The organism is Marinobacterium litorale DSM 23545, assembly GCF_000428985.1.
Classification (GTDB): Bacteria; Pseudomonadota; Gammaproteobacteria; order Pseudomonadales; family Balneatricaceae; genus Marinobacterium_D; species Marinobacterium_D litorale.
This window is the reverse complement of sequence record NZ_AUAZ01000035.1, coordinates 1-25,718: the sequence shown is the minus strand read 5'-3', so window position 1 is coordinate 25,718 and position 25,718 is coordinate 1. Positions and strand designations below refer to the sequence as shown.

The window sequence follows — 25,718 nt, the reverse complement described above, 5'->3', positions numbered from 1 at the left end:
ACTCACTCACAGTCAGAGGACGCCGACATGTTGCGCAAGCTCTTCGCCAAAATCACCATCCCTCGGATCACCATCCCTCGGATCACTATCCCTCGGATAGCCATCCCCCGCCTGATCGTCTGGCTGCTGGTCAGTATCGCGCTGTTGGCGGCTATTGCTTGGGTAAGCCCCCATCAACTGCCGGTGGTGCTCTACAAGATCGCCCTGGTCACCATTGCGGCGGTGCTGGCGTATTGGCTGGACCGTACGCTGTTTCCTTATGCACGGCCCCACGTGCTGTTCGGTGAGGCCGACCATTACCAGGATGGCGATCTTAAACGCGACCGGGCGCAGGAGGCTGGCTATCGTTGGTCCGCCAGTATCGCCACCCTTCGCCGCGCCTTAATCGTGCTCGCCTGTGTCCTCGGTCTGACGTTGGGGCTGTAGTCATGCGCCGAGTAACCACACCGTCATTTGATGGCTTCCTGATCCTGCTCCTGGTTGTGCTCTTCGGCTTTGTGGCCTGCGCACCCGCGCACTCTGCCGGGATACCGGCGGCAGCCAACAAGTACCGCAGTCTGTTGGTGCGCAGTGCACACGCCCATTGGGGGCTGGATGCGCCGATCGCCACCTTTGCCGCCCAGGTGCATCAGGAGTCGCGCTGGATGCCGGATGCGGTCTCTCCGGTAGGCGCGCAAGGGATGACGCAGTTTATGCCCTCAACCTCGGAATGGATCGCCAAGATCTACCCCGATGAGCTGGGTGATCACCAGCCTTTGAATCCCGGCTGGGCACTGCGCGCCCTGGTTATCTACGACCGTTGGCTGTTTGCGAGGGTGGATGCTGTGGATCAGTGCAATCAGGCCGCCAAAATGGCCAGCGCTTATAACGGCGGTATCGGCTGGGTAGGCCGTGACGAACGCCTGGCGTCGGCTTCGGGGGCCGATCCTGCCAAGTGGTTCAACGCAGTTGAGAAATATACCCAGCGAGCGGATTGGGCGCGGAGGGAGAACCGCCTCTATGTGCGCCTGATCCTCTTACGGTGGGAGCCGCTCTATGCCGCTGCCGGATGGGGCCCTGGCATGTGCGAAGGAGTCACGCTGTGATCGCCCGTCTTATTGCTGTTGCGTCCCTTGCCTTGATGTTGGGCAGTGCTGCGGGCTACTGGAAAGGCCATGCCGATGGCTCACTCCAGGCCCAAGCGGCAACCGATGAGCAGGCCGTGACTGATCTGAATGCACTGATTGAACAGCATCGCACCCTGGTAACTGAGTCGAACAAGGCCAGCCAGCGGGTAAAGGGCTTGTTGGCGGACCGCCAGAGCCAGGACCGTAAAACCACCAAAACCCTGAAGGAGCTGCTCGATGAAACGGCTGCTATGCGTAGCGAGTGCCGCTTTGATGACCGCGTCATGCGCGAGCTCGATGCCGCCCGAGAACGGGCTGCCAGAGCCGTTACCGGCGGACTTGATGGTGCCGTGCCCGGTGCCGGTGAGCCCGGCGGATAACAGCGACAGCGCTGCAGCGGTGGCACTGAAAGAGCTTTATGACCAATACGGCATCTGCGGTGGCCGTTTGTTTGAACTGATACGGAAACTACAAGGAGGCCGCGGTGCAAATGGAACTTAGGGACGTGCTGTCGCTGGTGGCGATCATCTTGACGTTGATTGGCGGGTATTGGGCGGTTGCGAAGTATGTAGGGAAGCTGTTTACACAGCAGCTCGATAGCAAGTTCGACGCGCTTAACCAACGATTGGCCAAGATCGAGGAAGGTGAGCTACTGAACAACCAAGCCGTTACTCAGGTGGAGCGCGATCTGATGAAACTGCGTGCGGAATTGCCCGAAAAGTATGTCCGCAGTGAGGACTACATCCGGGGCCAGAGCCGTTTGGAAGCAAAGATCGATAGTTTGGCGGGCGGCCTGCAGCGCGCCCAGCTGCGAGGAGGATACGATGCCAATTGATATGGAACGTGTACGCCGCGAGTCGATGCGGTGGTACATCCTGCTGACGCTGAACAATGCCCGCCCGATCGGGGCGTATGAAGGCCTGGTGCTTTCCGTTGTACAGAGCGAATACCCGGACGCAACGCCCCAGGAGCTCCGTCGGGAGATCGATTACCTGGGCGATCGCAAGATGATCGACGTCGATAAAAAGCCGGATGGCCGCTGGCACTGCGAACTGACGGCCCTGGGTACCGATATCGCCGAATACACCGTCGAGTGTCGCCCTGGTATTGCACGACCTGAGAAGTACTGGTGAGCCTATGAGTGACGATATGGACGAAATCGCTCCAGTTCTCGCATCCAGTCGCTCATCCGTTGCCAGGCTGCGCGTAGAGATCCGCCAACGCATCGAGAAGCACCTGGCCGAAGGCCGCATGACACTGGATGAGCTGATTGCGGACCTGCAGTCTGAATTCCCGGATGAAGCAAAAGCCGGTGAGCTGCCCAGCCGTTCAGCTGTTGGCCGCTACGGCCAGAAGCTTGAGAAACGCCTGGCCGCGATCCGTGCCTCTACGGAGGCCGCGAAGATCATCCGAGAACACACCGCAGACCGTGAGGATGCGCGATCTGAAGCGCTCACCTCCATGATCCAGACCGGCCTGTTTGACTCGCTGATGATGCTCCAGGAAGCGGATGACGAGGATATCGATATCAGTGAGCGGATCGGCCTGTTATCGGAGGCGGCAAAGAATATTGCCACCCTCACGCGCTCCAGCGTCACGCTGAAGAAGTACCAGGAAGATATTGAAGCGCGGGCGCGGAAACAGGCCCTGGAGGATGCTGCGGCCAGTGCAGAGCAAGCGGCGAAGAGCCAAGGCCTGTCTAGTGATGGTGTTGCCGCATTGCGAGCCGCCATTATGGAGGGTATGCAGTGAGCGATCAGCCTCTTACTGGAGAGCAAAAAGAGCGGTTGGATTCCGACTTCGCGATCCTGCTGGGCTACCAACAGCGTTGGGTCCAGGATACAAGTCCGGTCAAGGTGATCGAGAAAAGCCGCCGTATCGGTCTGTCCTATTCGGAGGCCGCTGATGATGTTCTTTATGCAGCCTCCAGCGCCGGGGCAAACGTCTACTACATCTCTTACAACAAAGAGATGACATCCGGCTTTATCCAGGACTGTGCGGGCTGGGCGAAGGCGTTCCAAGCAGCGGCTGGCCAGATCGAAGAGTCTGTTATCGAGCAGGATGACAAACAGATTCTTACCTACACCATTAAGTTTGACTCCGGCAATGTCATCCAGGCGTTTACTAGCAACCCGCGCAACCTGCGAAGCAAGGGCCGTCCCGGTGAGCGGCTGGTGATCGATGAAGCGGCGTTCGTTGACGATATCGCCGAGCTGCTCAAGGCCGCTATGGCGATGACCATCTGGGGCGGTCAGATTCGGATCATCAGTACCCACAACGGTGAGGACAACCCGTTCAATACACTGATCAACGATATCAGGGCCGGGCGCTACGACTTTTCTTTACACCGCGTCACCCTGGATGACGCCCTGGAAGATGGCTTTTATCGCCGTATCTGTGCGGTGACTGGGCGGGAATGGACGGCAGACGGCGAGAAACACTGGCGTCAGCAGCTTATCAACCGTTACAAACCGAACGAGGACGAAGAGCTGTTCTGTGTGCCCGCCTTGGGCGGCGGATCCTACCTGACCCGTGCGCAAATCGAAGCCTGTATGTATCAAGCGCCGGTGCTCAGATTCAACGGCTCCCGCGAGTTCAACCAGATGCCGCTGCCGATGCGCACCTCCATCATGGAAGACTGGATCCGTGATGAAGTGCGCCCCCTGCTCGATAAGCTCGATCCCGAGCGCCGTCATGCACTGGGTATGGACTTCGCTCGCTCCGGTGATATGTCCGACATCGTTCCCATGGAAATCGGCCTGGATCTGCGCCGCCGCGTTCCGTTCATTGTGGAGTTGCATAACGTCCCGTTCAAGCAGCAGGAGCAAGTGCTGTTTGCTGTCGGTGATGGCTTGCCACGTCGTTGCGGTGTGGCAATCGATAGCCGAGGCAACGGCTCCTCAATCGGCGAAGCCGCGTGGGATTACTGGGGCTCCCAGGTAGAACGGGTGATGCCAACGGAATCCTGGTACCGGGAGCAGATGCCCCGCTACAAGGCCCGTTTCGAAGACCGGACGATCCTGATCCCGAAACATGACGACGTCCTCGAAGACCACCGCGCCTTCAAGCTCGTGCGTGGTGTTGCTCGCCTCCCTGAAGGGAAAACCGACGGTAAAGGAGAGCGTCACGGGGATAGCGCCATGGGCTGCGTATTAGCCCATGCCGCCAGTGAGCAAGAGATCGTCGAGATGGAATTCCAATCCACAGGCCGCCGCACTTCCATGAGCGATGACCACTACAACCGTGGCGCTGTCGTCACCGATACCGGCTTTGGCACGGTCGGTGGCGGTAACGACTTCGGAGGGTTCTGAATATGCAGCAGACATTAAGCGGGCTCTATATCCCGGCCAGCTTCGCCGATGAAACACGCCGATCCAGTCGCCCGGAGATGCGCGAAGTCGCGACCACGTTTGATGGCCGCGATATCACACGTGGCTATGTGGATCCGATGCAGATCCAGCCCAGTTCTGATTCCATCCTGCAGTTGCGCGGCGCAGGCGATTACGAGATCTATCGCCAGGTGCTGCGCGACGACCAGGTCGCAGGCGTATTTCAGCAACGGCAACTGGCGATCACCAGTAAAGAATGGGGTGTTGATCCAGGCGGCAAAACGAAGCGCGACAAAGCCGCTGCGGACTTCCTGACCGAGCAGCTCCACCACATCGGTTGGGACCGCGTTACCGGCAAGATGATGTATGGCGTGTTCTACGGCTTTGCAGCCGCAGAAGCGATGTACGCCCGCGACGGCCGCTTTATCACCCTGGATGCCATCAAGGTGCGCGATCGCCAACGCTTCGGCTGGGATGGGGCCATGCGCCTGCGCATGAAGACCTACAGCAACCCGCAAGGCGAGCTACTGCCAGACCGTAAGTTCTGGGCGTTCAGCACCGGCGCGGACCATGACGACGAGCCCTATGGACTGGGCTTGGCCCACTGGCTCTATTGGCCGGTGCTGTTCAAGCGCAACGGCATCAAGTTCTGGATGATCTTCCTTGAGAAGTTCGGCCAGCCAACGGCGAAAGGTAGTTACCCAAGTACCGCGCTGCCGGATGAGAAGACCCGGCTGCTGCAGGCGCTGTCGGCCATCAATACCGACTCCGGCATCATCGTGCCCCAGGGTATGGAGATCGAGCTGCTGGAGGCCGCCCGCAGCGGCTCCGCCGATTACGTTTCCCTGGTCGACCGGATGGACCGGGCGATTGCCAAGGTGGTAATGGGGCAAGTGGCCAGCTCCGAAGGCACGCCGGGCCGGCTCGGCAATGACGACCTGCAGGGCGATGTGCGTGAGGATCTGGTGAAGGCCGATGCGGATCTGGTCTGCGAGTCGTTCAACCGCACGATCGCCCGCTGGCTGACCGAGTGGAACTTTCCCGGTGCGGCGGTACCGCGCGTCTATCGCAAGGTCACGCCGGATGAGGATCTGAACGAGCGTGCCGAGCGTGATAAGACGATTGTGGATATGGGCTACTTCAAGCCTAAGCTGGGCTATATCACCGAGAACTACGGTGAGGGCTGGGAAGAGAAACAACCCGATCCTGCCCCGCCTGTGAAGCCAGGTGTTCAGCCGGTACCGGTTGAGTCTGGTACTCAGGACGCGCCGGATGTGCCAGCAAGCTTTGCGGAGGCTATAGGCCAGCCACCGCTACAGATGATGGAGCAGGCCCGACAATCCGTTGAGCCCAACGTCAGCGCGTGGATTAACCAGGTACGCGAGTTGGCCAACCAGGTGGACACCCTGGAAGAGCTGCGCGATCGGCTCCTGGAAACCTACCCGGCCATGACATTGGACCAGTACGCAGCCGCCATGGCTCAGGCCGGATCCGCCGCGTTCCTCGCCGGTCGCAATGAGGTCAAAGAGGAGCAACGCTAATGCCCAGCGTCTCTTATGGGTCGGTGCCGTTTCCTCAGCAGATCGATTTCATCCGGCAGAAGCTGGCGATCCCAACCCGGCACTGGACCGACATACGCACCCATGAGCATGACTGGGGCTTTGTCGTGGCCGGTGCCAACCGCAATGCGATCGTTGAGGACTTTCACACGTCGATCATCAAGATGGTGGAGGACGGCATCACCCTGGAAGAGTTTCGCAAGGATTTCGACAACATCGTTTCAAAACACGGCTGGGACTATAACGGCGGGCGCGGCTGGCGATCACGCGTTATCTACGAGACCAACCTGTTCAGCAGTTACAACGCGGGCCGGTTCGAGCAGCTCTGGGAAGACCGGGACGCACTGCCGTACTGGCAGTACAACCACAACGACTCCGTCACCCACCCGCGTGAACATCACCTGGCGTGGGATGGCCTGATCCTGCGGGCCGATCACAACTGGTGGATCGCACATTTCCCGCCTGGCGGCTGGGGCTGCCAGTGCTATGTAACGGGCCTGTCTGAATTCGATATGCAGCGGCAGCAGCTCAAACTCGGTACCGCGCCGGCCGAAAACTGGCAGACGGTCACCATCGGCCAGCGCAGCCCCAGCGGCCCCCGTACGGTGCGGGTGCCGGAGGGGATCGATCCCGGCTTTGAATACACACCTGGTCGTGCGCGCCTGCAGAGTGCTATCCCCCCTGAACGCCCTGAGCCTCCGATAACCGGCTCGGCTGGTGGCCAGGGTCTGCCCAATACCCGCCCGAATGCACCCCTGCCTGAACCACGCCCGGCCAGTCCAGACCAGCTGCTGTCTGAGGGGCTTACGCAAGAGGAGTATGCACGCACCTTCCTGCAGCCCTTTGGCGCTGATTTGGATAAGCCTGCAATCTTTCGTGATGTGATTGATGAACGCCTGGTCATGGGGAAAGAGCTTTTCATGGACCGCCGCTCAGGCACCTTGAAAGCGGACAAGCGTGGCCGTGGTCGTTACTTGCCGTTATTGGCTCAAGCCGTGATTGATCCGGATGAGATCTGGGTACGCCTGGAGTGGCACCACAGTCAGAAGAAAGCCATGGTTCGCCGCCGTTACCTTGCGCAGTTCAGTCTGCCTGATCAGGTTTTGCCCGCATTGGCGGTATTCGAGATTGCGGCCGATGGGTGGAGTGGAATCACCGTTTTCCAGCCTGATGCGCATGACATCGAAGATATGCGTGTCGGTGTGAGGCTATACAGCAGAAGTGAGGAGTGACCGCAGGCCGGCACCTGCGGCCCCGCGATGTTTGGCGGCCCAATTGCCGGGGGCGTATCCATCGCGGTTACCCCGATTATAGGAGAAAATGATGGCCGGTGCGCGTATAAACTTTGAACTGAATGATACCCAAGTCCGCAATGTACTGAAGGCGGGAATACAGGCGCTGGATAATCCCAAGCCGCTGCTGGTCAATATGCGTGAGCACCTGCATCGTGTGCATCGCCAGCGCTTTAAAGACCAGAAAGCTCCAGACGGTACACCCTGGGCACCGTTATCCCCACGTTATCAGAAGCGCAAGAAGCAGAACGGCAACAAGATCCTGACTTTGCGCGGCTACCTGGCCAACACGCTACGTGGAGTGGTCGATGATGAAGGTTTGGCCTTTGGTACCGATCGAATCTATGGCGCGGTTCACCAGTACGGTGCTGAGATTCAGCATGCGGCTCGTTCTCAGAATGCCTATTTCAAACGCAACCGGGATGGATCGGTTGGAAACCGATTTGTGAGTAAGCGGCGCAGTGACTTTGCCCAAGGCGTAACGATCGGGGCCCACAACACGACCATTCATGCACGCCCTTGGCTGGGTACCAGCGAGGCCGATGAGAACTACCTGGTCGGTCTTGCCCGCGACTACCTCGCTAAAGCGGTTTCTGCCCGCTAAATAGCCCGAGGCTCTGAGCGCCTCTGTAAGCCCCTGAGAGGGGCTGGCCGCTACAACGCCTGTCACCCGCCCCTGAAAAACCGCCTGAGAGGCCGATAAAGCTTTTATAAAAAGTCTTTACGCCTACGCGACACCCAGACTTCCCGCTTTTCCTCATCAACACCCCGATTTCAAGTTTTGCCCCCGTTCAAATTACTGCGCCGCGCTCACCTCATAAGCTGACCTCATTGGCATATCGCCAGGCCCATTTGAGACCCAAACGAACCGGAGCAGTCATGTGAGTGCACTCGAAATTTTCAAAGCCGGGACGCATACCGACATGAACGGCCAGCGCCTGGAGTTTACCGAGGAGGATCTAAAAGCATCCGTTGCCGCTTACGATCCTGCTCTGTTTGCTGCCCCCCTGGTTGTCGGTCACCCCAAACTGAACGATCCGGCCTATGGCTGGCTCAAGTCGGTTGATACCGATGGCAACCTGATTACCGCCGAGCCCGAGCATGTGGATGCCGAGTTTGCGGAGATGGTGAACAAGAAGCGCTTTCCCCGTATCAGCACCTCCTTTTTCCATCCTCAGTCACCCAGCAACCCCAAGCCGGGTGTCTGGTACATCCGCCATGTTGGATTTCTGGGAGCCAAAGCTCCGGCGGTTAAGGGGCTCAAAGCCGCCAGTTTTGCCGATACCGACGCGTCCGAAATCGTCACCGTCGAGTTTGCTGCACCGGGCACCTCCGGCGCCTGGGCGATTACCCGGATGTTTCGTGGTTTGCGGGAGTTCCTGATTGAGGACCGCAATACCGAGGTAGCCGACAAGGTGATCCCTGACTGGCTGATCACTTCCTACGAGGAAGAAACCCGCGAGGCTGAGGAGCGCATCGAGCGGCCCTTGGCTGAATATTCCGATTCGATCGAGGAGGACGAAACGATGGATCCCAAAAAGACCGCTGACTTTGCAGAGCGTGAAACGACGTTGCAGGCCCGTGAGGCACAGATCGCAGAACGCGAGCAGCGCCTCCAGGAGCAGGAAGCCAAACAGCGTGCCGATGAGATCGCCTCCTTTGCGGATCAGGTGATCGACGCCGGTAAGGTGCTGCCGCGAGACCGTGACGGGCTGGTCGCCTTTATGGACGGCCTGAACGATGCCGAGGTTGTGGAGTTTGCCGACGGTGATCAGACCATCAAGAAGCCGAGCGCAACCTGGTTCCGTGAGTTCCTGGATCGCTTGCCCGAGCAAGTCAGCTTTAGCGAGCACAGCGCCCAGGAGGATACCGACGAAGAGCACTCTGCAAGCTTCGCCGCGCCCAGCGGGTACACCGTCGATCAGGAGCGTCTGGCGCTTCACAACAAGGCCCAGGCGTACGCCCGCAAGAACGATTGTGACTACAACACTGCGCTGGCCGCAGTTAGCTAAAGGAGCACCACCATGAGTTCTCAATTTATCTCTCTGCTTGGCCTCACCCGTACCGCCAGCGGTGCGGTCACGGCCCAGCGTTTTGTCAGCCCCACCAACGCCGTGGCCACCGCCGCCGGCAACACCCTCGGCGTTGCCCGCACCAAAGCGGCCGACGGCGAAGAGATGCTGGTTGATGTGATCGGCACGGCGGTTGTTGTTGCCGATGGTGCAGTCAGCGATGGCGATGAGCTGGAGGTTGGCACAGCCGGAGCAGCCACCGTTCAGAGCGCAGGCGTCACCGTTGCCCGCGCACTGGAAGACGCTGCCGATGGTGAGCCGTTCGAAGTGCTGCTGATCGCCAACTAACCCGACCTGAATCCATAAAGGAGATCCACCATGAGTCAGATGAATAACAGCCAGGTTCGGGTGATTGATCCGATCCTTACCACGCATGCCAATGGCTATCGTCACCAGGAACATGTCGGTATGGCGCTGTTCCCGCGCGTGCCGGTTGCTATTGCAGGCGGTCAGGTTCTGGAGTTCGGCAAAGAGTCGTTCATGCAGTACAACATTCGCCGTACGCCAGGCTCTGGTACCAAGCGCGTAACCTTTGGTTACCTCGGCAAGCCCTACGCACTGGTACAAGACGCGCTAGAAGGCGTAGTGCCACGCGAGCATCTGCGTGATGCCAATGTCATGCCTGGCATCGACATGGGACGTCGGGCGACCAGTAACGCCATGAATATCGCCAGCCTTGCGCTTGAGCGCGAACAGGCGTCGATCGCACGCAATGCCGCCAACTATGACGCGGATCACAAGGCGGATATGTCGGCCGCTAAATGGACCGATGACGCCAACAACCCAGTGACCGATGTAAGCACTGGACAGGAAGCCATTCGCGAGACCACGGGCATGGTTGCCAACACCTTGTGCCTGTCCGCCAAGGCGTACGCGGCGGCCCGGTTTAACGCCAAAGTGAAGGAGAATTTTAAGTATACCTCTGCGGATTCAGTGACCGTCGCGATGCTGGCGCAGCTGTTTGATGTCGAACGCGTCGTAGTGGGCCGTGCAATTACGGCTGACTCGGCGGGGGCTTTCTCCGATGTCTGGGGGGGCGATGCGGTGTTGGCCTACGTACCCACGTCGCCGGATCCGAATATGGAGGAGCCGAGCTACGGATACACCTACACCATGGAAGGGCATCCCCTCGTTGAAAAGGCCTATTACGACCAGAACGCCAAAAGCTGGATTTACCCGGTGACCTATGAGCGCTCGCCAGTGCTCAGCGGTATGACCGCCGGTTACCTGCTCCAGGGTGTCGGCTAATACAGCGCGAAGAGAGGCCGCAGTTAAGTAGTCGCGGCAAACCACCAGGGAAGCAACGGGCCAGGGATAGGCCCAAGGTTTGAGGACAAGCGATGAACAGTTACCGCATTGAGCGCCCGGTTAAGTGGGAAGGCGAGATCCGCAAGAGCGGTTCGCTGGAAGCGACTGCCGACGATGCTGCGCCGCTCATTAAAAGTGGTGCCCTGGTACTCATCAGCGAGACAACCAATGACAACGTACCGCCCTCCGTCTCTGACGACGGAACCGCCGGTTCAGACGTACCGGATCAGCAAGCGCCCCAAGCCGGTGAAGCCGGACAGGAAGAACCGCCCACGCCGGAAACGCCACCGGAAGAGCCAGTAAGCGATGCCGTCCAGATTGGGTTTGCAACTGTGAACGGCGAATCCGTCCCCCTTGAAGACCTGCTGGTGAAAGACCTGGAAGCGATCGCCAAAGACAAAGAGATCGATGGCTACTACAAGCTGCTCAAAGCGGATCTGGTTGAGGCCATCAAGGCTGAACAAGCGAAGGTGAGCGCATGAGCTACGTCACCCACGAACAGCTTGCCGACATCCCCGGCGCGCGTGAGCTTTCTCAAGTCGCAACTGCCGAGCATGAGCAGCTGGTCGATTACGACCTGATGCAGGCAACGCTCACCGGGGCTGATCGCTCAGCCTGGACGGCGGATGAAATCGCTGTTGCCGACGATGCCCTGGGCCGAATTGATGATGCGGTGGCCAACGCGGACGCAATGATCGACGGCTATCTGGTGTTGCGTGACTATCTGCCGCTGATCGACACCTTTGGTGCGGTTCCCGGAATCGTAACGGTCTGGTCCCGTGCGATCGCTCGCTATCTGCTGCACAAAGACCGTATCAGCGCCGACGCAACCGATCCGATTGTCCGCGACTACCGGGATGCCATGAAGCTGCTGCAGCAGGTCGCAGAGGGCAAGTTCTCCCTGGGAGCTGGTGACACCAAGACCAATAGCCGTGCGGGCCTGGCCGATTGGGATGCGCCGGATCGGCAGTTTACCCGCGACACGCTGAGGGACTTCTGATGAGCCAGCCCTTCGATACCACCCTCGTTGAGCAGCGCTTACGCGACCAGGTTGCGGGTATCGATTCAGTCGAGGGTGCTGCGGAATATGCGGCGGTTAAGGACCTGCGAACGATTCGCCCAGGGACTGCTTATGTGGTGCTCGCCGGTGAGAAAGCAAAAGACTCACCTGATTCTGTTGCGGGTGACAGACGCCGGGGAAAACGCCAGGCGCTTTGCACCTTCGGCGTCATCATTTGCGGGCGCAATTACCGGGGCCGCACAGGTAAAACCGCGTTGCAGGATATCAGCCCATTAATCGGATCGGTGCGCGAGGCCCTGGAGGGCTGGGTGCCGGTAAAACCCTTTCAACCCATCGCCTGGCTGCAGGGCGACGTGATGGATTACGACCAGGAGCGTTTGCTCTGGATCGACGTGTTTACAACCACCCACTATATCGGAGGCACCGCATGAGCACCCCGAAGCAAGAAACACCGGCAACCGTTGAAGTGACCCTGCTGAAGGATCACACCCACGGCGGTAAGAAGCTCAAAAAGGACGCAAAGATCCAGGTAACCGCGAAGCAACGCGAGTTTCTGATCAAGCGCAAGATCATCGCCTCAAACAGCGCGGCAATGCCAAAGGCGACCACCAGCAAAGCCAAAAGCTAAGGCCGGTAAGCGAAGGAGAAACCAATGAAAGACTTTTCACTCCAGTCCAAGATTTACTTGGCGACCAACGTCAACGGTAAGCCCCAGGCAATGCGCTGGACCGGTGACGCGCTCTTGAAGGTCAACCCCAGCTCCAGCGAAGAAAGCCGCAAGGAGTCATATTCAGGGCAGCGCCGGACTAGTGCGACGCTGAACACCGGCACGGAGGTTAGCGGAACCATCACATTTCATAATGGGTCGCCGGAGAACTTCGCCATCAGCCTGGGCGGTGACGTGATCGATATTGCTTCCGGCAGTGTCACGGGCGAAGCCTTCCCGACCGATTTGGTCGCTGGCGAGCTGATCGCTCTGGACCATGCTGATATCAGTTCACTGGTTATCAATGACAGTGCAGGCACTCCCGCAACGTTGACTGAAGGCACCGATTACAGCATCGAAAGTGCCGCTGGCGGGATGGTTAAAATCCTGGATCCCGCCAGCTACACCCAACCGTTTACTGCCGATTACGACTATGCGGCGCGCAAGGATATCGTCATGTCCAGCCAGCGCTCGGTTGTTCGCTACCTCGTGGCGATTGCCGAGAACACGGTGGATGGTGCGGAAGACAATGCCCGCCTGGATTTGTACCGCGTGAAGTTCAACAACGTGAACGAGCTGGACCTGACCGCCACCAGCTTGAGCGGCTTGGAAGTGCCTTTCACTCTGCTGAACGATTCCAACAACGAGAATGACTCGGAGCTGGGCGGGTACGGTCGTTGGATCATGCCGGGGACTGGCGCGTAATGGCTAAGCGCTTGCAACCTGAAGTTCAGGGGGAGGATCACCAGGACGATCTGGAGATCCTCCACTCTGATCGTGATGTTGTTATCGATGGCCGCGCTATCACTGTCCGCGAATACGGGTTCATCGAGAGCCTCAAGCATGGCCGCGCCATGGCGGGCTTTCTCGATAGCCTCTTTGAGCTGATGCGCACCGGTACCGAATTTACCCTGGATGAAGTGTTCCTGGTACTCGGTGACCATGCCGATGAGCTGCCCCATCTTATTTCACCCGTGTGCGGTCTTACGCCGTTAGAGATCCAGGAACTTTCATCGTCGGATGGCGAGCTGCTGACCATGGCCTGGTGGGGTGCCAATTCCAGTTTTTTTATGAGAAAGCTGCAAACCAGGCTGATGACGGAAACCGTCAAACTAAGCCGCGAGGCCATGGCAAAACTGCGCTCCGCTGGGCAGACGTCTACTCCACACTCGTCGCCGCAGGGCACGACGAGAGAGCCATCGGCACCTACTCAGAACGAAAGCTGAAACTCTATTACGATGCCGCGCTCAGGCTGGACCGCCGTCGCCGGGCCGACCAGATCGGTGACATGAACAGTGCGATGTGGCCGCAGAGTGACACAGGGACGTTTATCAAAGAGCTGAGAAAATAACGAGGCCTGAAATGCTCCTGACCGTTCGTTACCCAACTAAAGAAAAAGACCCGACGAAAACCACTCATCAGCACCTGATACGCGAAGCACAGCTGCAGCCTGTTCGGATCGTTCGGCAGCCCTGCGGCAAAGGCGCTGCCTCCAACCGATACACCTATATCGGCGTTTACGTGGCTCCCGCTGATGCCCAGTACGCGCTGGACGGCATGATGCGGGAAGTCATCGACCGGAAAGCCAACCCCCACTTTAAGCCCAAAGCGCTGTATTGGGATGACGATACGGCAACTGTGTAACCCATGAATCGCGTAGGGAGGTCGAAGGAGGAGGTCTCTGAGTGGCAAGGAGGCGCATTCACCTGGTCGGATCACGCTTTACTTCGGTGGCAGCAGCGGTTCGCGGGAATCAACAAGCACCTCGAGTTCGCGTCAGCCACCACAGTCGGCAAGAAGCGGAAAAAGCTGATCAGACGCCTCACCCCGGTCAACTCAGCGATCTATCTCAGCGGCGTATACAAGGGGCGGTATCTGCTGCTGAGCCGCAGCAATATCGTGTTCGTCGTAAGTAGCGAGCGTGACGAAATCGTAACCGTGTTTCACCTCTATGGAGATGAAGAGGCCCAATATGACAGATAAAGAGTTCAACGAGGCGATGGTCGAGTATTACGAGACCCACGGTGCCGAGCGGACTTTGAAAGCGCTCTGCAACCATTTGTGCATCATCGCTGCCGGCGCTGAGGTGGAGTTTGAGTGCCGCGGCCATGGATACACTGTCGATGTCAGCAAAGACGAGTAACCGGCTGAGCACTGCATCAAAGCAGGAGACATCCATATGGATGGTTTTTGGTTCTTCATGACAATGGTTTTCTGTACGCCCCAAGGATGGATTGGTTTACTTATATTGGCCCTTATCCTCCAGGGGCTAAAATAACTCTCCAAGCACTTTTTGCCCTCGTTCAAATTACCCCACTGCTAACTGATGCCACCATCACCTATATCTCTCAGGTGATGTTATGGCCGATAAGAACCTCGAACTCGCACTCCGCATAAAAGCAGACCTCCAGCAGGCGATCCGCCAGGTGAACCAGTTGGATGCGGCACTGGACGATACGCGTACCAGCGCCGATGGCGCTGGCCGCTCTGGCCGTACGGCTGCCGGTGGAATCGGTGCCGCTGGAGCAGCGGCGGGAACAGCCGCTAAAAACACCGCTCAAGCGGCGACAACAACCCGCCAGTATGATTCTGCGCTCTCCTCCGCCAACCGCTCTTCCCGCCAGCTAACCGAAACCACCGAGGCCGTAGGTGGCGGCATGACAGCGCTGGCCCGCTCCGTCAAAGCGGTAACGCTGACCCTGGCCGCTGGATTTGGCTTAGCGCAGATCACCCAGTCTGCCGATGCCTGGACCGCCTACGAAAACCGTTTGCGCCTGGTTACGGCCACTCAGGGAGAGCTGGCTCAGTCCAGCGCTGATGTTTACGCCATTGCGCGTAATGCAAGCCAGCAACTGGATAGCACCGCTGCCATCTACCAGCGCTTTGCCCAGAACGCCGACCGGCTGAATATTTCCCAGCGTGAGACAGCTCAACTGACCGATACTGTCAGCAAGTCGATTGCAATCAGCGGGGGCGCAGCCGCGAGTGCTGAAGCCGCCACGGTTCAGTTCGGCCAGGCGCTGGCGTCCGGCGTATTCCGCGGCGAGGAATTCAACTCCGTCATGGAGCAGGCTCCGGGGCTTGCGCTGGCTCTTGCCGAGGGGTTGAGCGTCGATATCGGCAAGCTACGTGAGATGGCAAACGAGGGCCAGTTGACCGCTGATGTCCTGGTCGAAGCCCTGGGCAATGCAGCCGCTAGTGTCGATGAACAGTTCGAAACCCGTGTGCGCACTATTTCACAGGCTGCAACGGAGTTTGATGCAGCGTTCACCCGAATCATTGGGACGCTCTCCAGTGGTACTGGTGCGGGTGAAGGAATTGCCGATGCGATCAGTGCGCTGGCTGATGTCTTGGATACCCTGTCCGATAATGCTGACGTAGTCGGTGCTGCCCTTGAAGTCGCTCTGATTCTGACCGCTGGTCGCGCCGTTGCTGCGCTATCGGACCTATCTGAAGAGACGCTTAAGGGGATAATGCAGAAGCGAGCTGATGCAACCGCCTCAGCCAATCAGGCAAAGGCCCAGGAAGGCGTCGCGATTGCAGCCCAGCGGGCGGCCGCCGCAGATCTGGAAAAAGCGAAAGCAGCCGTAACCAGTGCTCAAGCGGAGCTGCGGGCGACAGGCGAAACAGCGAAGCGGACGGCCGCTCAGGCGTCAGCAGCTAAGGGGCTCTCAACCCATACTGTCCTGGAGGCCCGGGCAACCCAGGCAGCTAACGCTCATGCGGCAGCACAGGCGCGTTTGGATGCCGCTCTGGAAGCAAGAACAGTAGCCACCGGCAACGCTGCAGCGGCCACCGCCACGCTGACGCAAGCGACTAACGCAAGCACGGTTGCCGCTGAGCGAGCCCGTGTTGCCAACAGTCTGCTGCTGACCTCCTTAGCTCGTCTGAAAACTGCTGGCGCAGCTCTGTCCGCCGCCCTGGGCGGGCCTGTTGGGATTGCCGTTTCAGTCGGCTTGGTAGCAGCCAGCTTTATCGATTTCGGCGACGATGCCGAGCGCATTACAGACTCAGTTACGCAGTCACTTCGGGACATGAATGTTCCCCTCAGCGAGGCTGTAGATAAACTGAAAGAGCTGACACAGCTGGAACAGGACCGCGAGCTTAAACAGCTGTCAGACGATATCAGTCAACAGCAAAACGAACGTGTGAATGATGCTCGTCAGTTGGCCAACCTGGCCACACCCGGTGGTGAACGTGCTGGCGGTTGGCTGGGTGCATCGGGCCCGCAGATCCAAGCGGCCAGGTGGTCCGCAGAAACCCAGCAGCTGATGAACGATATTCGTGAGGCTTCAGCCCGTGCAGCCCAAGGTCTAGAGGTCAATTTCGATCAGATTGGTACCGCCCTTAGTGAATCATCTGAAATCTCGGATGACACCAAAGAGCGAATGCTCGACTTGATGGATAGTATCCTGAAAGGAGGCCGTAAAGCTGAGAACCTAACTGAACGCCTCAACTCGTTGAAGGCAGCCTTGGAGGGCACTGAGACTGCTGCCAGTTCCGCTTCGGGTTCAATCAATAGTCCGAAGGCTGTCACTGATGCACAGAAATACCTGACGGCACTCCAAAAACAGAATGTAGCGCTGCAAAACTTAACGCCTATCGAAGAGGCGTTGCTCTACATGCGAGAGAACCAGATCGACCGCCAATCCGAACTTGGGAAAATGATCCTCGCCCAGGTCGAAGCCAACCAGAAGCTGGCTAAGAGCAACGAGGATGCCGCCGAGTCGGAACGTAAAAAGAAAGCGGCTGAAGAGGAAGCGGATCGCACTGCAGAGCAGCGCAGAGACGCCCAGCGTGCCTTTGTCGAGCAGCTTGAGCGTACTGTCGCCCTGCAGAACAAGAGTGCTGAAGAGGTGCGCCAGTACCGGATTGCTGAGCAAGGTCTGACTGGTCAGTTGCTGGCTCGCGCTCGGGCTGCCAGCCAGGCAATTGCGGCGCAGGAGCGGCTCAACCAGGTCACTGAGGATGCGCGGCAGCTGCAGCGCATCCAGTCTGAAGTGATGGCGCTGTCGGGTGATGCGGTCGGTGCGCGATCAATGGAGCTGGAGCAAGAGTTCGGTGAGCTCCTGAGCCGCTTGGAGAGCCGAGGCGATGATGCCGGTACCGCGTTGGTCAATCGGTTAATCAACCTGGATCTCGCCCGTACCCGGCTCTCTGAAGTCCAGTCTGAGATCGATTCGATCATCAATAAGCAAAACCTCGCTGAAGAGTCGGTCAATATCCAACAGGATGCTGGCCTGATCTCTGAGCTGGAGGCTCGCGATCGGATCCTTCAGATCCACCGGCAGACATATGAAGTACTCCAGCAGCAACGCCCGCTCCTGGAGGAGCTCTCGAAACAACCAGGTGTTATTGGCGAGCAGGCCAGCGCCATGCTTGGAGATCTGGATAACCAGGCCAACCGGTTACAGAACACAACCACACTGCTGGGCTCCACCCTGAAAGACGGGCTTGAGGCCGGTATAGCCGGTTCTATACGCGGCCTGGCAGACGGCACCATGACGCTGCGTGATGCCACCGTCTCGCTGATCCAGTCAGTGGGCGACGCCATGATCGATATGCTGGCTAAGATCGCAGCCCAGAAGGCCGTTGCGGGCCTGGCGGGCATGTTCCCAGGCTTGGGATTCTCTACCGGCGGTTTGGTTGTGGGCCCCGGTACCGGCACCTCTGACAGCATCCCGGCACGTCTTTCCAATAAGGAGTTTGTGACCCGTGCGGCGGTGGTTGAGCAGCCCGGTGCGCTGCCGTTCCTGAGTGACTTTAACCAGCGCGGCATGGCTGCACTCGATGACTGGACTGCACGTATCAAACACGCAACCGGGGGGCTGGCCGGTGTTCCAGCGCCACAGATGAGTGCGCCACAGCTTAATCAGCCAAGCCTGACACAGCCACAACAGCAAGGTGGCGAGGGCCAGGGTATGAGCTTACAGGCCAACTTTTTCATGGATCCCGAAGAAATGGCTCAGAAGATGGCGTCGACAGCGAGCTGGACGCGGCAGTTTAAGGCCACGGTCAAAGCCGAAAAATCCTCCATCAACGCGATCCTCGGGAGCTGATCATGCCGCTGCCGTCCACTACAGCCGCAATCTTCCGCTTCCCCCACAACTGGTCCAGTTCAGTGACCGAGTCGCGTGAGTATAAGACCGACGTCATGCGTAGCCGTGACGGTACAGAACAGCGTCGGGCGATGCGTTCCAAACCACGCAAGAGCCTTTCATTTGATGTGCTCCTGGATGGCAACGACGCGACAGCGCTGGACTATATGCTGTACGCACTGCAGCCCCATGTTTGGCTGTTGCCGCAGTGGCATCGACAGCGCCGACTTGCCAGCAGCGCGGCCACCGGTACCGACATCCTGGTACTTGATCAGCCGGTTGCTTATGACGCTCAAGCCGGTGATTACCTGGTACTGATGCGCACAGGCCAGGAGCCGGAGGCGCAGACGATCGCGGCGATCGCGGGCGACCGCGTGACCATCACCCTGGTTGATACGCTGGAGGCCGACTGGAGCACCTACAGCGCTGTTTATCCGGCGGTACCGGCTCAGATCAACGGCGCAGCCAGCGGTAAGCGCCTGACATCCGGTGTGCTGCGTCTGCCGCTTTCATTTAGTTACATCGTTGATAGCCGCCCGCCGGTCAGCTCCACGCTCACGGCGGACGACACCATTGGTGATCTCGAAGTACTCGTGCGACCGATCAACTGGGTGAACTCACCGGAAGCGGGCTACGCCTGGGTGCCGATGATGATCGATGCGCAGATCGGCCCCACCGCATACGAGACCGATGGTGACCTGCCGCCGAACACCCGCAAAGGCGAAGTCACAACAGAGACCCGAGCAGAAACCGACTGGTGGCTGGCGTTCTTCGATCGATGCCGGGGGCGGCAGAGACCGTTCCTGATGCCCACCTGGTGGGATATCAATCTTCAAGATCCACTCACTGCCGGTGCAACGTTTGAAGTGCCGGGTACCGAGCTCGGTACATACCTCACTGGCGACCCGATACACACCCATTTGATGGTCCGCAAGCGTGACCGGAGCCTGGCGTTTTTCGAGATCACAGCGCTGACAGCAAACGTTAATGACGGCGTGACGGTGATCACCACAACCGAGGCTTGGGCCGAGGCCTACGAGCCGTGGGAGTGCGTGCAGGCGTGCCTGGTCAGCGTCTGCCGTCTCGCCAGCGATCGGCTGGAGATCGAGTGGATCACGGATGAGGTGGCCAAGTTTGCGATCGCAATTCAGATAGTGGAGGACGTGGCATGAGTCATTCCGAGTACTCAACAACCGGCTATGCCAGCCGCCCGGCGGCGCTCTATGAGTTCCGGTATACCGACGATGAGGCGGACACGATTCGTTTCACCAGTGCGGATCATGACGTCGCGGTCGGAGGGTATACCTACACATCGGTACCGATTACCCGGGACAAGATCTCGGATGACGGAAATCCGGATGATGGGAATGCGCTGAATATCGAGATCACGGGCATCAACCCGCTGGGTGACCTCTTCAGAGTCCAACCGCCTGAAAAGCTGGTGACTGTCAAAATCAGAGAGACAGAGCTGGACGATCCCGACCAACAAGTCATCGCCACCTGGTCCGGCCGTGTGGTCACCGTCGGCTGGGAATGGCCGTGGATGACGGCCGCCTGCGAGCGGATCTCCACATCGCTGAAGGCCACCGGCTGCCGTGCCCGCTATCAGCGCCAGTGCCGGCACGTGCATTACGGCACCGGCTGCGGCCTGAGCCGGGCCAGCTATGAAGTTGCAGATACCGTAACGGCGTTGTCGAACCGCACGCTGCTGACCCTGCCGGCCGCGGCCGGGTTCGATGACGGCTACTTCGCCGGCGGCATCCTCGAGCTGGACGGCATCATGCGCCTGATCATCAACCACACGGGTGACCATGTGACGATCAACCGCCAGCTGCTCGACCTCGCGGTCGGCTCAGCGGTGAAGATCTTCCCCGGCTGCGATCGCTCCGCCGCTACCTGCGATGCCAAGTACTCCAACATCGACAACTACGGCGGGTTCGACTTCATCCCGCCCAAGGGCCCCTTCGAGGGCTCCAGCCTGGTGTGAGGTAAACCATGGGATTCTGGGTACCGTTCCTGCTGACCGTCGGCCTGATGGCCGCCTCGTTCCTGCTGGTGCCAAAGCCGAAACAGCCGAACCCGGCCGCGGCCGAGGAGTTCGACATCCCCACCGCGCAGGAGGGCAAGAGCATCCCGGTGCTGTTCGGCACCCGCGTGATCAAAGGCGCATCCGTGGTTTGGTACGGCGACATCAAAACCAAGGCGATCAAGAAGAAAAGCGGCAAGAAGTGAGCGACGAGGTGATGGTGACATTCCGGCATCTGCGACAGCTCGGCTACTGCGCCGGCGGCATCAAGCGCTGGTGCGCTGAGCACGGATTCGATGCGCGCCGGTTCCGCGACGGCGTGCCGGCATCCGAGCTGCGCGCCACCGGCTCCGCGTTCGCGATCAAGGCGGCTGACCATGCTGAGGGAAAGACTGAATGAGCGGCGGCGGTAAGAAGCAGACGGTTGGGTATAAGTACTACCTCGGCGCCCATCTGGTGCTGTGCCACGGGCCGATCGATAAGATCATCAAGATCGATGTCGATGACAAAACCGCATGGATCGGCGAGGCCGATGCCAGTAGCGCCGCCGGCAGCGAGATCACCATCGACAAGCCCAGCCTGTTCGGCGGCGAAAGCCGCGAAGGCGGTGTCGCCGGCAGCGTCGACGTGCTCTCCGGCCACCCGGCGCAAGCCCGCAACAGCTACCTCCTCGACAAGATCGGCTCCGCGCTGGTCAGCGCGTACCGGGGTGTCACCTCACTGGTGCTGAAACAGGTCTATGTGGGCAATAACCCGTATCTGAAGCCGTGGGCCGTGACGGCGCAGCGGATTCATACGCGGGGGGACGGGCAGGTTCAGTGGTATGATGGGAAGGCGGAGATCCGGTCTCATGTCGCTCTGACGGAGCAGATAGGCCCCACTTCTGACGGCTGGCGCTATAAGCAGGTCCCCCTTACAGACAGTGCTGACTACTCGGACCCCGCCTATGACGATTCATCCTGGGCGCTCGGAAGCACCCCGTTTGCAAATCAGTCGGGGCACCCTTTCGCCGCGGATTCCGGCTTCCCGACGACTAAGGGCACAACTTGGGACCTGAATAGCAAAATCTGGATTCGCAGAGTATTTACGCTGGAACGGAACTCCAACTTCACGCTTACCCTTTTCGTGGATAACCTGGCCTCGGTGTGGGTGAACGGGACGAAATTGCTGGATCGGGCGGGAACTATCGATACGCCATCCGGGCCTGCTTTCACGCACGAAATACACGTCCCGGGAGATATTCTGGTTGAGGGTGACAACACCATCGTTTTGGCAGGGGAAGACGAAGGTTCATACTCTTACGCAGCGTTCAAGGTAACGGCAGGCGGTCAGTCACAGTTCGACATGAACCCGGCGCACATCATCCGGGAATGTCTGACGGATACTACGTGGGGGCGCGGGCTGCCGGAGTCCGAGATCGGCCCAACGTACACGACGGTGGCGGACCAGCTCTACGCTGAAGCGCTCGGCATGTCGATCTTGTGGACGCAGGAAGCGCCGATCGAGGACTTCGTTTCCGAAATCATGCGCCACATTGATGCCGTGCGGTACGAGGACCCGGAAACCGGGCTGCAGGAGATCAAACTGATCCGGGGCGACTACGACCCGGCAACTCTGCCCTTACTCGACCCCACAAATTCGGAAGTGACGAAGTTCGACACGCCGGCTATCTCCGAGTTGGTTAACCAGGTGACCGTTACGTACTGGAACTGGGAAACCAACTCCGATGCATCAATTACGGTCCAGGATACCGCCGCCATTACGGCTGTGGGGACGATTATCAACCAAACCTACGAGTACCCTGGCCTCACCAACGACACGACAGCCGCGATGGTCGCGCAACGTGATCTGGCGGCCAACAGCCGGCCGTTCGCCCGGGGGACCGTTCGCACCAACCGCTCCGTGTCCAATCTGAAACCCGGCGACGTATTCAAACTGACGGACCCGGACAACGGGATCACGGAGATGATCTGCCGCGTAGCCAAGCGCACAGACAGCGGTCTACTCAACGGCGAGATTGTTCTGGAATTTGGTGAGGACGTGTTCGGCACCGAATACTCGGTATTCTCGGCGCCCTCACCCTCAGGCTGGACGGACCCGGTTATGCCCCCGCAGGGGTTCAGTCACGTAACCGCTTTTGAACTGCCGTATTACCTGTTGATTCAGCAGATCGGCGACAACTACGCCACCGACATTCCAGCGGACGTGGGCTACTTCGCGTTTGCCGGGGGTGTGCCGACCACCGGCCTTCACCTGAATTACGATCTCTTCGTATACCCGGACGGCGTGACACCTCCGGTTGATTTCAGTGACAGCGTGAAGGCCGACTTCACTGAAATCGCCTCGGTTAGTGCGGCGGTGGACAACTCTTCAGACAGCACTATCCCCATCTCAGGTCTGACCATCTCTGAACCTCTGTTCGCAGGCTCGATTGTTCTGGTGGGTGATGCTGCCGACGACCAGCGGGAGATCATGGCGCTTAGTGCTGACCTGCAGCCGGGGGCTACGTCCCTGTCTGTGCTCCGCGGTGTGGCGGACACACTCCCCCGGCCGATCGCCTCGGGGACGGTCCTCTACTTCATTGAAGACGAATACGGCCAAGGCTTAACGGAATTTGCCGAAGGGGAGACCGCCGAAGGGTACGGCCGCCCGGTCAATGGTAGGGGCTCCTACTCAGGCACGCCGACGTATCTGGACCTGCCAATCGTCAACCGGGTCAACCGGCCGTACCCTGCAGCCAACGTCAGACTGGATGGGCAGTATGACCCGCAGGACTACACCCCTGGCACCGATACGGTGGTGCTGACCTGGAACCACCGGGACAGGCTCGCTCAGTCCGATCAGGCGGTCAGTTGGTTCGAGAACGCCGACTACGGCCCGGAAGCGGGCACGACGTATCGAGTGGACGCCAGTGCTTACGACTCGGAGGGGGCGTTGCTTCAGTCGAGCTACTTCAGCACGGATGTGGGCGCTGTCGGAACCTACTCGTTCGACGTAGCCGCCAACCCGCCGCCTGCGGGAACCCTTACGATCGAATTGAGGGTCACCGCAGTCAAAGGCGGTCTCGATTCCCTTCAATCGACTGAATCCTCGTTCGGTGTGCTGAGAGCCCCGACCGGGTTGACCGCAGAGGTACTGTAAGATGGCCATTATCCGACTCAACTGGACCGATCCTAACTCTGTTGAAGAAGGGTATAAGGTGTATCGATCTACCTCTCCCATCGACCCGGGTGGTCTTCCGGTGCCTCTGGTGACCTTGCCGCCCGGCTCCGAAACCTTCGACGACACATCAGCCGCGGGGGGGAGCACATATTACTACCGCATCGTGGCGTTTATAGGGTCGGAAGTGAAGGTCAGCAATGAGGTTGTTGCGACGCCCGAAGGGTCTTCCGGCGACCCTTATATTTCGAACGTGACGGCTCTGCTGCATTTTGATGGGGAAGACGGCAGCCCCACGATGATCGACAGCTCTATACCCCCGAAAAACTTCAACCCCGTATATGGAGCTGTGCTGACCACCACTTGGAGTGCGACCGGCGGCAGTTCTCTGCAGGGGAACGGGACCACTAGATTCGTAGCCAGCGCGGCGGCCGACCCGGGGTTCGACCTTCTCGGTTCCGACTTCACGGTTGAAGGGTATTTCTACTTTGACTCCATCCAGACGAATTGGTTATTCAGCACCGCGGGGTCGGCCGCCTGGAACTCCTCAAACGGGATTCATTTCCTGCTGGCCGTAGACCCTTCAGGGTATCTGCAGTTCCAGATTTCCAACGGCACATCCTCGCCTATCATCTGGACCTCGACTTTGGTAATACCGCAGGGCCAGGGGGTTCACGTCGCCTGCTGCTACGTGGCATCCACTAATACGGCGTATATCGGCGTCGGAGGCACGGTCCAATCCCAGGTACTGCCTAGCACTCCTGTTCGTCCTTCCGGCGATCCTTATTTCGCTGCTGGAGGCATTCGGGGGGTCGATTCTTCGGTTAAGGATTGTCTCGCAGGGCGGGCGGATGAGGTTCGCGTGACGAAAGGGGTGGCGCGGTATATTTCCAACTTCACACCTCCCAGCGTCCCATTCCCCGATCCTGCGGCCCCCAAGCTGTCCGACGGGGGCCTTACGTGGCGGTATTGGCGAGTCTACGTGACGGCTACAGTTAGCGACCCCACGTACTGCGGCCTGCAGGAAATCAAGCTCCGGTCAGGCACCACAGAGGACCTGACAGCGCCTGGGATGAGCACGGGCCAAAGTTCCTTCTACGCGGGTGACTCTGCGACGTTCGCGAAAGTGATAGACAATAACGAGCAGAATGCAGGGTCCAATTCTTGGATCACGGACGGTTCCGCAGCGCCTCACTGGGGGTGGGTGGACCTGGGTTCCGCAGCAAAAGTCAGTCATTTTTTGATGCTGCCGCAGAACTACAGTGGAGGTCCCGGTCGGGCGCCGAAAGATTTTATAATTCAGGGGAGCGACGACGGGGTAACATGGACCGATGTCAGATCGTTCACAGGGGTGACGGGCTGGGCGCAAGGCCGGTACAACATTGTCTACTTGGAGACCGGATACATTGTGTAGACGGAATTCTTACTAAATATGACACTTGAGTTCGCGGTAACTGGAATAATTTTTCATCCTATGCAACGGATTCCAGCAGCCAATTATCGCGCAAATCGGAGCCAATTATCGCGCGGCGCTACAGCAAGAACCCCACACGCCTCAACTTCCCGGTCATCGTTGCAACTCGCTCTCAGTGAAACGAGTTGTTTCTCAAGCGCTTGCAGAGCGGTTATCTGCGACCGCACATGAGAGATGTGATCATCGAGCAAGGTGTTGACGGCGGTACAAGGCTGATGAGGGTCGTCCTGATAGCTCTGTAGTTCGTGAATCTCAGCCAGTGACAGGCCCAGGATTCTGCAGCGACGGATGAAGGCCAGCCCCTCACCATGCTTCTCGGTATAGACACGGTAACCGTTGTCCTTCCGATCAGGCGGCGGCAACAAGCCCTGCTGTTCATAGAAGCGGATCGTCTGTGTTTCGACCCCTACCAACTGCGCCAACTGACCAATGCGCATCAGCCTCCTCCCCAACGGATTCTTTACTCTATTGACCTTATAGTAGCTTTATAGTTTTAAATGGTACCACAACATTGTTCAAGTGGAGTCGTATCATGAGCAAATCCTGTGGTGGCGCCTGTGGCGGTGAT

General features: G+C 58.9%; 30 protein-coding genes. 29 read left to right on the top strand and 1 reads right to left on the bottom strand.

Annotation, left to right across the window (positions count from 1 at the left end):
* The first annotated feature begins 27 nt into the window (after positions 1-27).
* The 29 genes from G403_RS0117995 (at position 28) to G403_RS0117850 (ending at position 25,090) form a co-directional block, all read left to right on the top strand.
* Complete coding sequence (locus G403_RS0117995) at positions 28-426, top strand: putative holin (RefSeq protein WP_051299246.1); 399 nt, start codon at positions 28-30, stop codon at positions 424-426.
* Between the two features lie 2 nt (positions 427-428).
* Positions 429-1,085, top strand: a complete 657-nt coding sequence (locus tag G403_RS0117990; protein ID WP_051299244.1) for a transglycosylase SLT domain-containing protein — start codon at positions 429-431, stop codon at positions 1,083-1,085.
* The gene (locus G403_RS24680; protein ID WP_051299241.1) at positions 1,082-1,486 is read left to right on the top strand and encodes a hypothetical protein; all 405 of its coding nucleotides are present in this window, start codon (positions 1,082-1,084) and stop codon (positions 1,484-1,486) included. Before G403_RS0117990 ends, G403_RS24680 begins: the two co-directional genes overlap by 4 nt.
* Positions 1,487-1,590: 104 nt before the next feature.
* Positions 1,591-1,941, top strand: a complete 351-nt coding sequence (locus G403_RS0117980; protein ID WP_156899732.1) for a hypothetical protein — start codon at positions 1,591-1,593, stop codon at positions 1,939-1,941.
* Positions 1,931-2,239 carry a hypothetical protein gene (locus tag G403_RS0117975; RefSeq protein ID WP_027855217.1) on the top strand — a complete coding sequence of 103 codons (309 nt, stop codon included), beginning with the start codon at positions 1,931-1,933 and terminating at the stop codon, positions 2,237-2,239. The genes G403_RS0117980 and G403_RS0117975 overlap by 11 nt, the downstream gene beginning before the upstream one ends.
* A 4-nt stretch (positions 2,240-2,243) precedes the next feature.
* The gene (locus tag G403_RS0117970) at positions 2,244-2,858 is read left to right on the top strand and encodes a phage protein Gp27 family protein (RefSeq protein ID WP_211232713.1); all 615 of its coding nucleotides are present in this window, start codon (positions 2,244-2,246) and stop codon (positions 2,856-2,858) included.
* Positions 2,855-4,417: a terminase large subunit domain-containing protein gene (locus G403_RS0117965; RefSeq protein ID WP_211232712.1), complete on the top strand. Its 1,563-nt coding sequence runs from the start codon at positions 2,855-2,857 to the stop codon at positions 4,415-4,417. The genes G403_RS0117970 and G403_RS0117965 overlap by 4 nt, the downstream gene beginning before the upstream one ends.
* A 2-nt stretch (positions 4,418-4,419) precedes the next feature.
* Positions 4,420-5,976 carry a DUF935 domain-containing protein gene (locus G403_RS0117960; RefSeq protein ID WP_084404103.1) on the top strand — a complete coding sequence of 519 codons (1,557 nt, stop codon included), beginning with the start codon at positions 4,420-4,422 and terminating at the stop codon, positions 5,974-5,976.
* Positions 5,976-7,226 carry a PBECR2 nuclease fold domain-containing protein gene (locus G403_RS0117955; RefSeq protein ID WP_027855213.1) on the top strand — a complete coding sequence of 417 codons (1,251 nt, stop codon included), beginning with the start codon at positions 5,976-5,978 and terminating at the stop codon, positions 7,224-7,226. Before G403_RS0117960 ends, G403_RS0117955 begins: the two co-directional genes overlap by 1 nt.
* 91 nt (positions 7,227-7,317) lie before the next feature.
* Positions 7,318-7,890: a phage virion morphogenesis protein gene (locus tag G403_RS0117950; RefSeq protein WP_027855212.1), complete on the top strand. Its 573-nt coding sequence runs from the start codon at positions 7,318-7,320 to the stop codon at positions 7,888-7,890.
* Positions 7,891-8,167: 277 nt separating this feature from the next.
* Positions 8,168-9,298 carry a hypothetical protein gene (locus G403_RS0117945; RefSeq protein WP_027855211.1) on the top strand — a complete coding sequence of 377 codons (1,131 nt, stop codon included), beginning with the start codon at positions 8,168-8,170 and terminating at the stop codon, positions 9,296-9,298.
* Between the two features lie 12 nt (positions 9,299-9,310).
* Positions 9,311-9,646, top strand: a complete 336-nt coding sequence (locus G403_RS0117940; RefSeq protein WP_027855210.1) for a capsid cement protein — start codon at positions 9,311-9,313, stop codon at positions 9,644-9,646.
* Positions 9,647-9,676: 30 nt separating this feature from the next.
* Positions 9,677-10,606, top strand: coding sequence for a major capsid protein (locus G403_RS0117935; protein WP_027855209.1), 930 nt, complete (start codon positions 9,677-9,679; stop codon positions 10,604-10,606).
* 92 nt (positions 10,607-10,698) lie between these two features.
* A complete protein-coding gene (locus G403_RS0117930) occupies positions 10,699-11,148 on the top strand; it encodes a Rho termination factor N-terminal domain-containing protein (RefSeq protein WP_027855208.1) in 450 nt (149 codons plus the stop codon).
* Positions 11,145-11,666: a gp436 family protein gene (locus tag G403_RS0117925; RefSeq protein WP_027855207.1), complete on the top strand. Its 522-nt coding sequence runs from the start codon at positions 11,145-11,147 to the stop codon at positions 11,664-11,666. Before G403_RS0117930 ends, G403_RS0117925 begins: the two co-directional genes overlap by 4 nt.
* Positions 11,666-12,118, top strand: coding sequence for a phage tail terminator protein (locus G403_RS0117920; RefSeq protein ID WP_051299239.1), 453 nt, complete (start codon positions 11,666-11,668; stop codon positions 12,116-12,118). Before G403_RS0117925 ends, G403_RS0117920 begins: the two co-directional genes overlap by 1 nt.
* Complete coding sequence (locus G403_RS23845) at positions 12,115-12,315, top strand: DUF7210 family protein (protein ID WP_036234446.1); 201 nt, start codon at positions 12,115-12,117, stop codon at positions 12,313-12,315. Before G403_RS0117920 ends, G403_RS23845 begins: the two co-directional genes overlap by 4 nt.
* 24 nt (positions 12,316-12,339) lie before the next feature.
* Positions 12,340-13,098 (top strand): phage tail tube protein, encoded by a 759-nt coding sequence (locus G403_RS23840; protein WP_051299237.1) that lies wholly within the window; start codon positions 12,340-12,342, stop codon positions 13,096-13,098.
* Positions 13,098-13,619, top strand: coding sequence for a DUF6631 family protein (locus G403_RS0117905; protein WP_027855205.1), 522 nt, complete (start codon positions 13,098-13,100; stop codon positions 13,617-13,619). The genes G403_RS23840 and G403_RS0117905 overlap by 1 nt, the downstream gene beginning before the upstream one ends.
* A 136-nt stretch (positions 13,620-13,755) precedes the next feature.
* Entirely contained in the window at positions 13,756-14,037 is a 282-nt protein-coding gene (locus G403_RS0117900; protein WP_027855204.1) for a hypothetical protein, read from the top strand.
* Positions 14,038-14,040: 3 nt separating this feature from the next.
* Positions 14,041-14,376, top strand: coding sequence for a hypothetical protein (locus G403_RS0117895; protein WP_027855203.1), 336 nt, complete (start codon positions 14,041-14,043; stop codon positions 14,374-14,376).
* On the top strand, positions 14,366-14,536 hold the full coding sequence (locus G403_RS25350) for a type 2 periplasmic-binding domain-containing protein (RefSeq protein WP_156899731.1): 171 nt from the start codon (positions 14,366-14,368) through the stop codon (positions 14,534-14,536). The genes G403_RS0117895 and G403_RS25350 overlap by 11 nt, the downstream gene beginning before the upstream one ends.
* 217 nt (positions 14,537-14,753) lie before the next feature.
* Positions 14,754-18,452, top strand: coding sequence for a tape measure protein (locus G403_RS23835; protein ID WP_051299235.1), 3,699 nt, complete (start codon positions 14,754-14,756; stop codon positions 18,450-18,452).
* A gap of 2 nt (positions 18,453-18,454) precedes the next feature.
* On the top strand, positions 18,455-19,663 hold the full coding sequence (locus G403_RS0117875) for a hypothetical protein (protein WP_027855202.1): 1,209 nt from the start codon (positions 18,455-18,457) through the stop codon (positions 19,661-19,663).
* Positions 19,660-20,478 carry a phage BR0599 family protein gene (locus G403_RS24675; protein ID WP_051299232.1) on the top strand — a complete coding sequence of 273 codons (819 nt, stop codon included), beginning with the start codon at positions 19,660-19,662 and terminating at the stop codon, positions 20,476-20,478. Before G403_RS0117875 ends, G403_RS24675 begins: the two co-directional genes overlap by 4 nt.
* A gap of 8 nt (positions 20,479-20,486) precedes the next feature.
* Entirely contained in the window at positions 20,487-20,723 is a 237-nt protein-coding gene (locus G403_RS0117865; protein ID WP_027855201.1) for a hypothetical protein, read from the top strand.
* Positions 20,720-20,917, top strand: coding sequence for a hypothetical protein (locus G403_RS0117860; RefSeq protein WP_027855200.1), 198 nt, complete (start codon positions 20,720-20,722; stop codon positions 20,915-20,917). The genes G403_RS0117865 and G403_RS0117860 overlap by 4 nt, the downstream gene beginning before the upstream one ends.
* Positions 20,914-23,658 (top strand): phage tail protein, encoded by a 2,745-nt coding sequence (locus tag G403_RS0117855; RefSeq protein WP_027855199.1) that lies wholly within the window; start codon positions 20,914-20,916, stop codon positions 23,656-23,658. The genes G403_RS0117860 and G403_RS0117855 overlap by 4 nt, the downstream gene beginning before the upstream one ends.
* Position 23,659: 1 nt before the next feature.
* On the top strand, positions 23,660-25,090 hold the full coding sequence (locus G403_RS0117850) for a discoidin domain-containing protein (RefSeq protein WP_027855198.1): 1,431 nt from the start codon (positions 23,660-23,662) through the stop codon (positions 25,088-25,090).
* A gap of 83 nt (positions 25,091-25,173) precedes the next feature.
* On the opposite strand, the gene cadR is transcribed toward G403_RS0117850, so the two are convergent.
* Positions 25,174-25,587: a Cd(II)/Pb(II)-responsive transcriptional regulator gene (gene cadR / locus G403_RS0117845; RefSeq protein WP_027855197.1), complete on the bottom strand. Its 414-nt coding sequence runs from the start codon at positions 25,585-25,587 to the stop codon at positions 25,174-25,176.
* Positions 25,588-25,718 lie beyond the last annotated feature (131 nt).

What these genes read in the sequence shown, in the direction of transcription:
- G403_RS0117995 (WP_051299246.1), top strand. Translation starts at nt 28, where the DNA reads ATGTTGCGCAAGCTCTTCGCCAAAATCACCATCCCTCGGATCACCATC.
- G403_RS0117990 (WP_051299244.1), top strand. Translation starts at nt 429, where the DNA reads ATGCGCCGAGTAACCACACCGTCATTTGATGGCTTCCTGATCCTGCTC.
- G403_RS0117975 (WP_027855217.1), top strand. Translation starts at nt 1,931, where the DNA reads ATGCCAATTGATATGGAACGTGTACGCCGCGAGTCGATGCGGTGGTAC.
- G403_RS0117970 (WP_211232713.1), top strand. Translation starts at nt 2,244, where the DNA reads ATGAGTGACGATATGGACGAAATCGCTCCAGTTCTCGCATCCAGTCGC.
- G403_RS0117960 (WP_084404103.1), top strand. Translation starts at nt 4,420, where the DNA reads ATGCAGCAGACATTAAGCGGGCTCTATATCCCGGCCAGCTTCGCCGAT.
- G403_RS0117955 (WP_027855213.1), top strand. Translation starts at nt 5,976, where the DNA reads ATGCCCAGCGTCTCTTATGGGTCGGTGCCGTTTCCTCAGCAGATCGAT.
- G403_RS0117950 (WP_027855212.1), top strand. Translation starts at nt 7,318, where the DNA reads ATGGCCGGTGCGCGTATAAACTTTGAACTGAATGATACCCAAGTCCGC.
- G403_RS0117940 (WP_027855210.1), top strand. Translation starts at nt 9,311, where the DNA reads ATGAGTTCTCAATTTATCTCTCTGCTTGGCCTCACCCGTACCGCCAGC.
- G403_RS0117935 (WP_027855209.1), top strand. Translation starts at nt 9,677, where the DNA reads ATGAGTCAGATGAATAACAGCCAGGTTCGGGTGATTGATCCGATCCTT.
- G403_RS0117930 (WP_027855208.1), top strand. Translation starts at nt 10,699, where the DNA reads ATGAACAGTTACCGCATTGAGCGCCCGGTTAAGTGGGAAGGCGAGATC.
- G403_RS0117925 (WP_027855207.1), top strand. Translation starts at nt 11,145, where the DNA reads ATGAGCTACGTCACCCACGAACAGCTTGCCGACATCCCCGGCGCGCGT.
- G403_RS0117920 (WP_051299239.1), top strand. Translation starts at nt 11,666, where the DNA reads ATGAGCCAGCCCTTCGATACCACCCTCGTTGAGCAGCGCTTACGCGAC.
- G403_RS23845 (WP_036234446.1), top strand. Translation starts at nt 12,115, where the DNA reads ATGAGCACCCCGAAGCAAGAAACACCGGCAACCGTTGAAGTGACCCTG.
- G403_RS23840 (WP_051299237.1), top strand. Translation starts at nt 12,340, where the DNA reads ATGAAAGACTTTTCACTCCAGTCCAAGATTTACTTGGCGACCAACGTC.
- G403_RS0117905 (WP_027855205.1), top strand. Translation starts at nt 13,098, where the DNA reads ATGGCTAAGCGCTTGCAACCTGAAGTTCAGGGGGAGGATCACCAGGAC.
- G403_RS0117900 (WP_027855204.1), top strand. Translation starts at nt 13,756, where the DNA reads ATGCTCCTGACCGTTCGTTACCCAACTAAAGAAAAAGACCCGACGAAA.
- G403_RS0117895 (WP_027855203.1), top strand. Translation starts at nt 14,041, where the DNA reads ATGAATCGCGTAGGGAGGTCGAAGGAGGAGGTCTCTGAGTGGCAAGGA.
- G403_RS25350 (WP_156899731.1), top strand. Translation starts at nt 14,366, where the DNA reads ATGACAGATAAAGAGTTCAACGAGGCGATGGTCGAGTATTACGAGACC.
- G403_RS23835 (WP_051299235.1), top strand. Translation starts at nt 14,754, where the DNA reads ATGGCCGATAAGAACCTCGAACTCGCACTCCGCATAAAAGCAGACCTC.
- G403_RS0117875 (WP_027855202.1), top strand. Translation starts at nt 18,455, where the DNA reads ATGCCGCTGCCGTCCACTACAGCCGCAATCTTCCGCTTCCCCCACAAC.
- G403_RS24675 (WP_051299232.1), top strand. Translation starts at nt 19,660, where the DNA reads ATGAGTCATTCCGAGTACTCAACAACCGGCTATGCCAGCCGCCCGGCG.
- G403_RS0117865 (WP_027855201.1), top strand. Translation starts at nt 20,487, where the DNA reads ATGGGATTCTGGGTACCGTTCCTGCTGACCGTCGGCCTGATGGCCGCC.
- G403_RS0117855 (WP_027855199.1), top strand. Translation starts at nt 20,914, where the DNA reads ATGAGCGGCGGCGGTAAGAAGCAGACGGTTGGGTATAAGTACTACCTC.
- G403_RS0117850 (WP_027855198.1), top strand. Translation starts at nt 23,660, where the DNA reads ATGGCCATTATCCGACTCAACTGGACCGATCCTAACTCTGTTGAAGAA.
- cadR (WP_027855197.1), bottom strand. Translation starts at nt 25,587, where the DNA reads ATGCGCATTGGTCAGTTGGCGCAGTTGGTAGGGGTCGAAACACAGACG.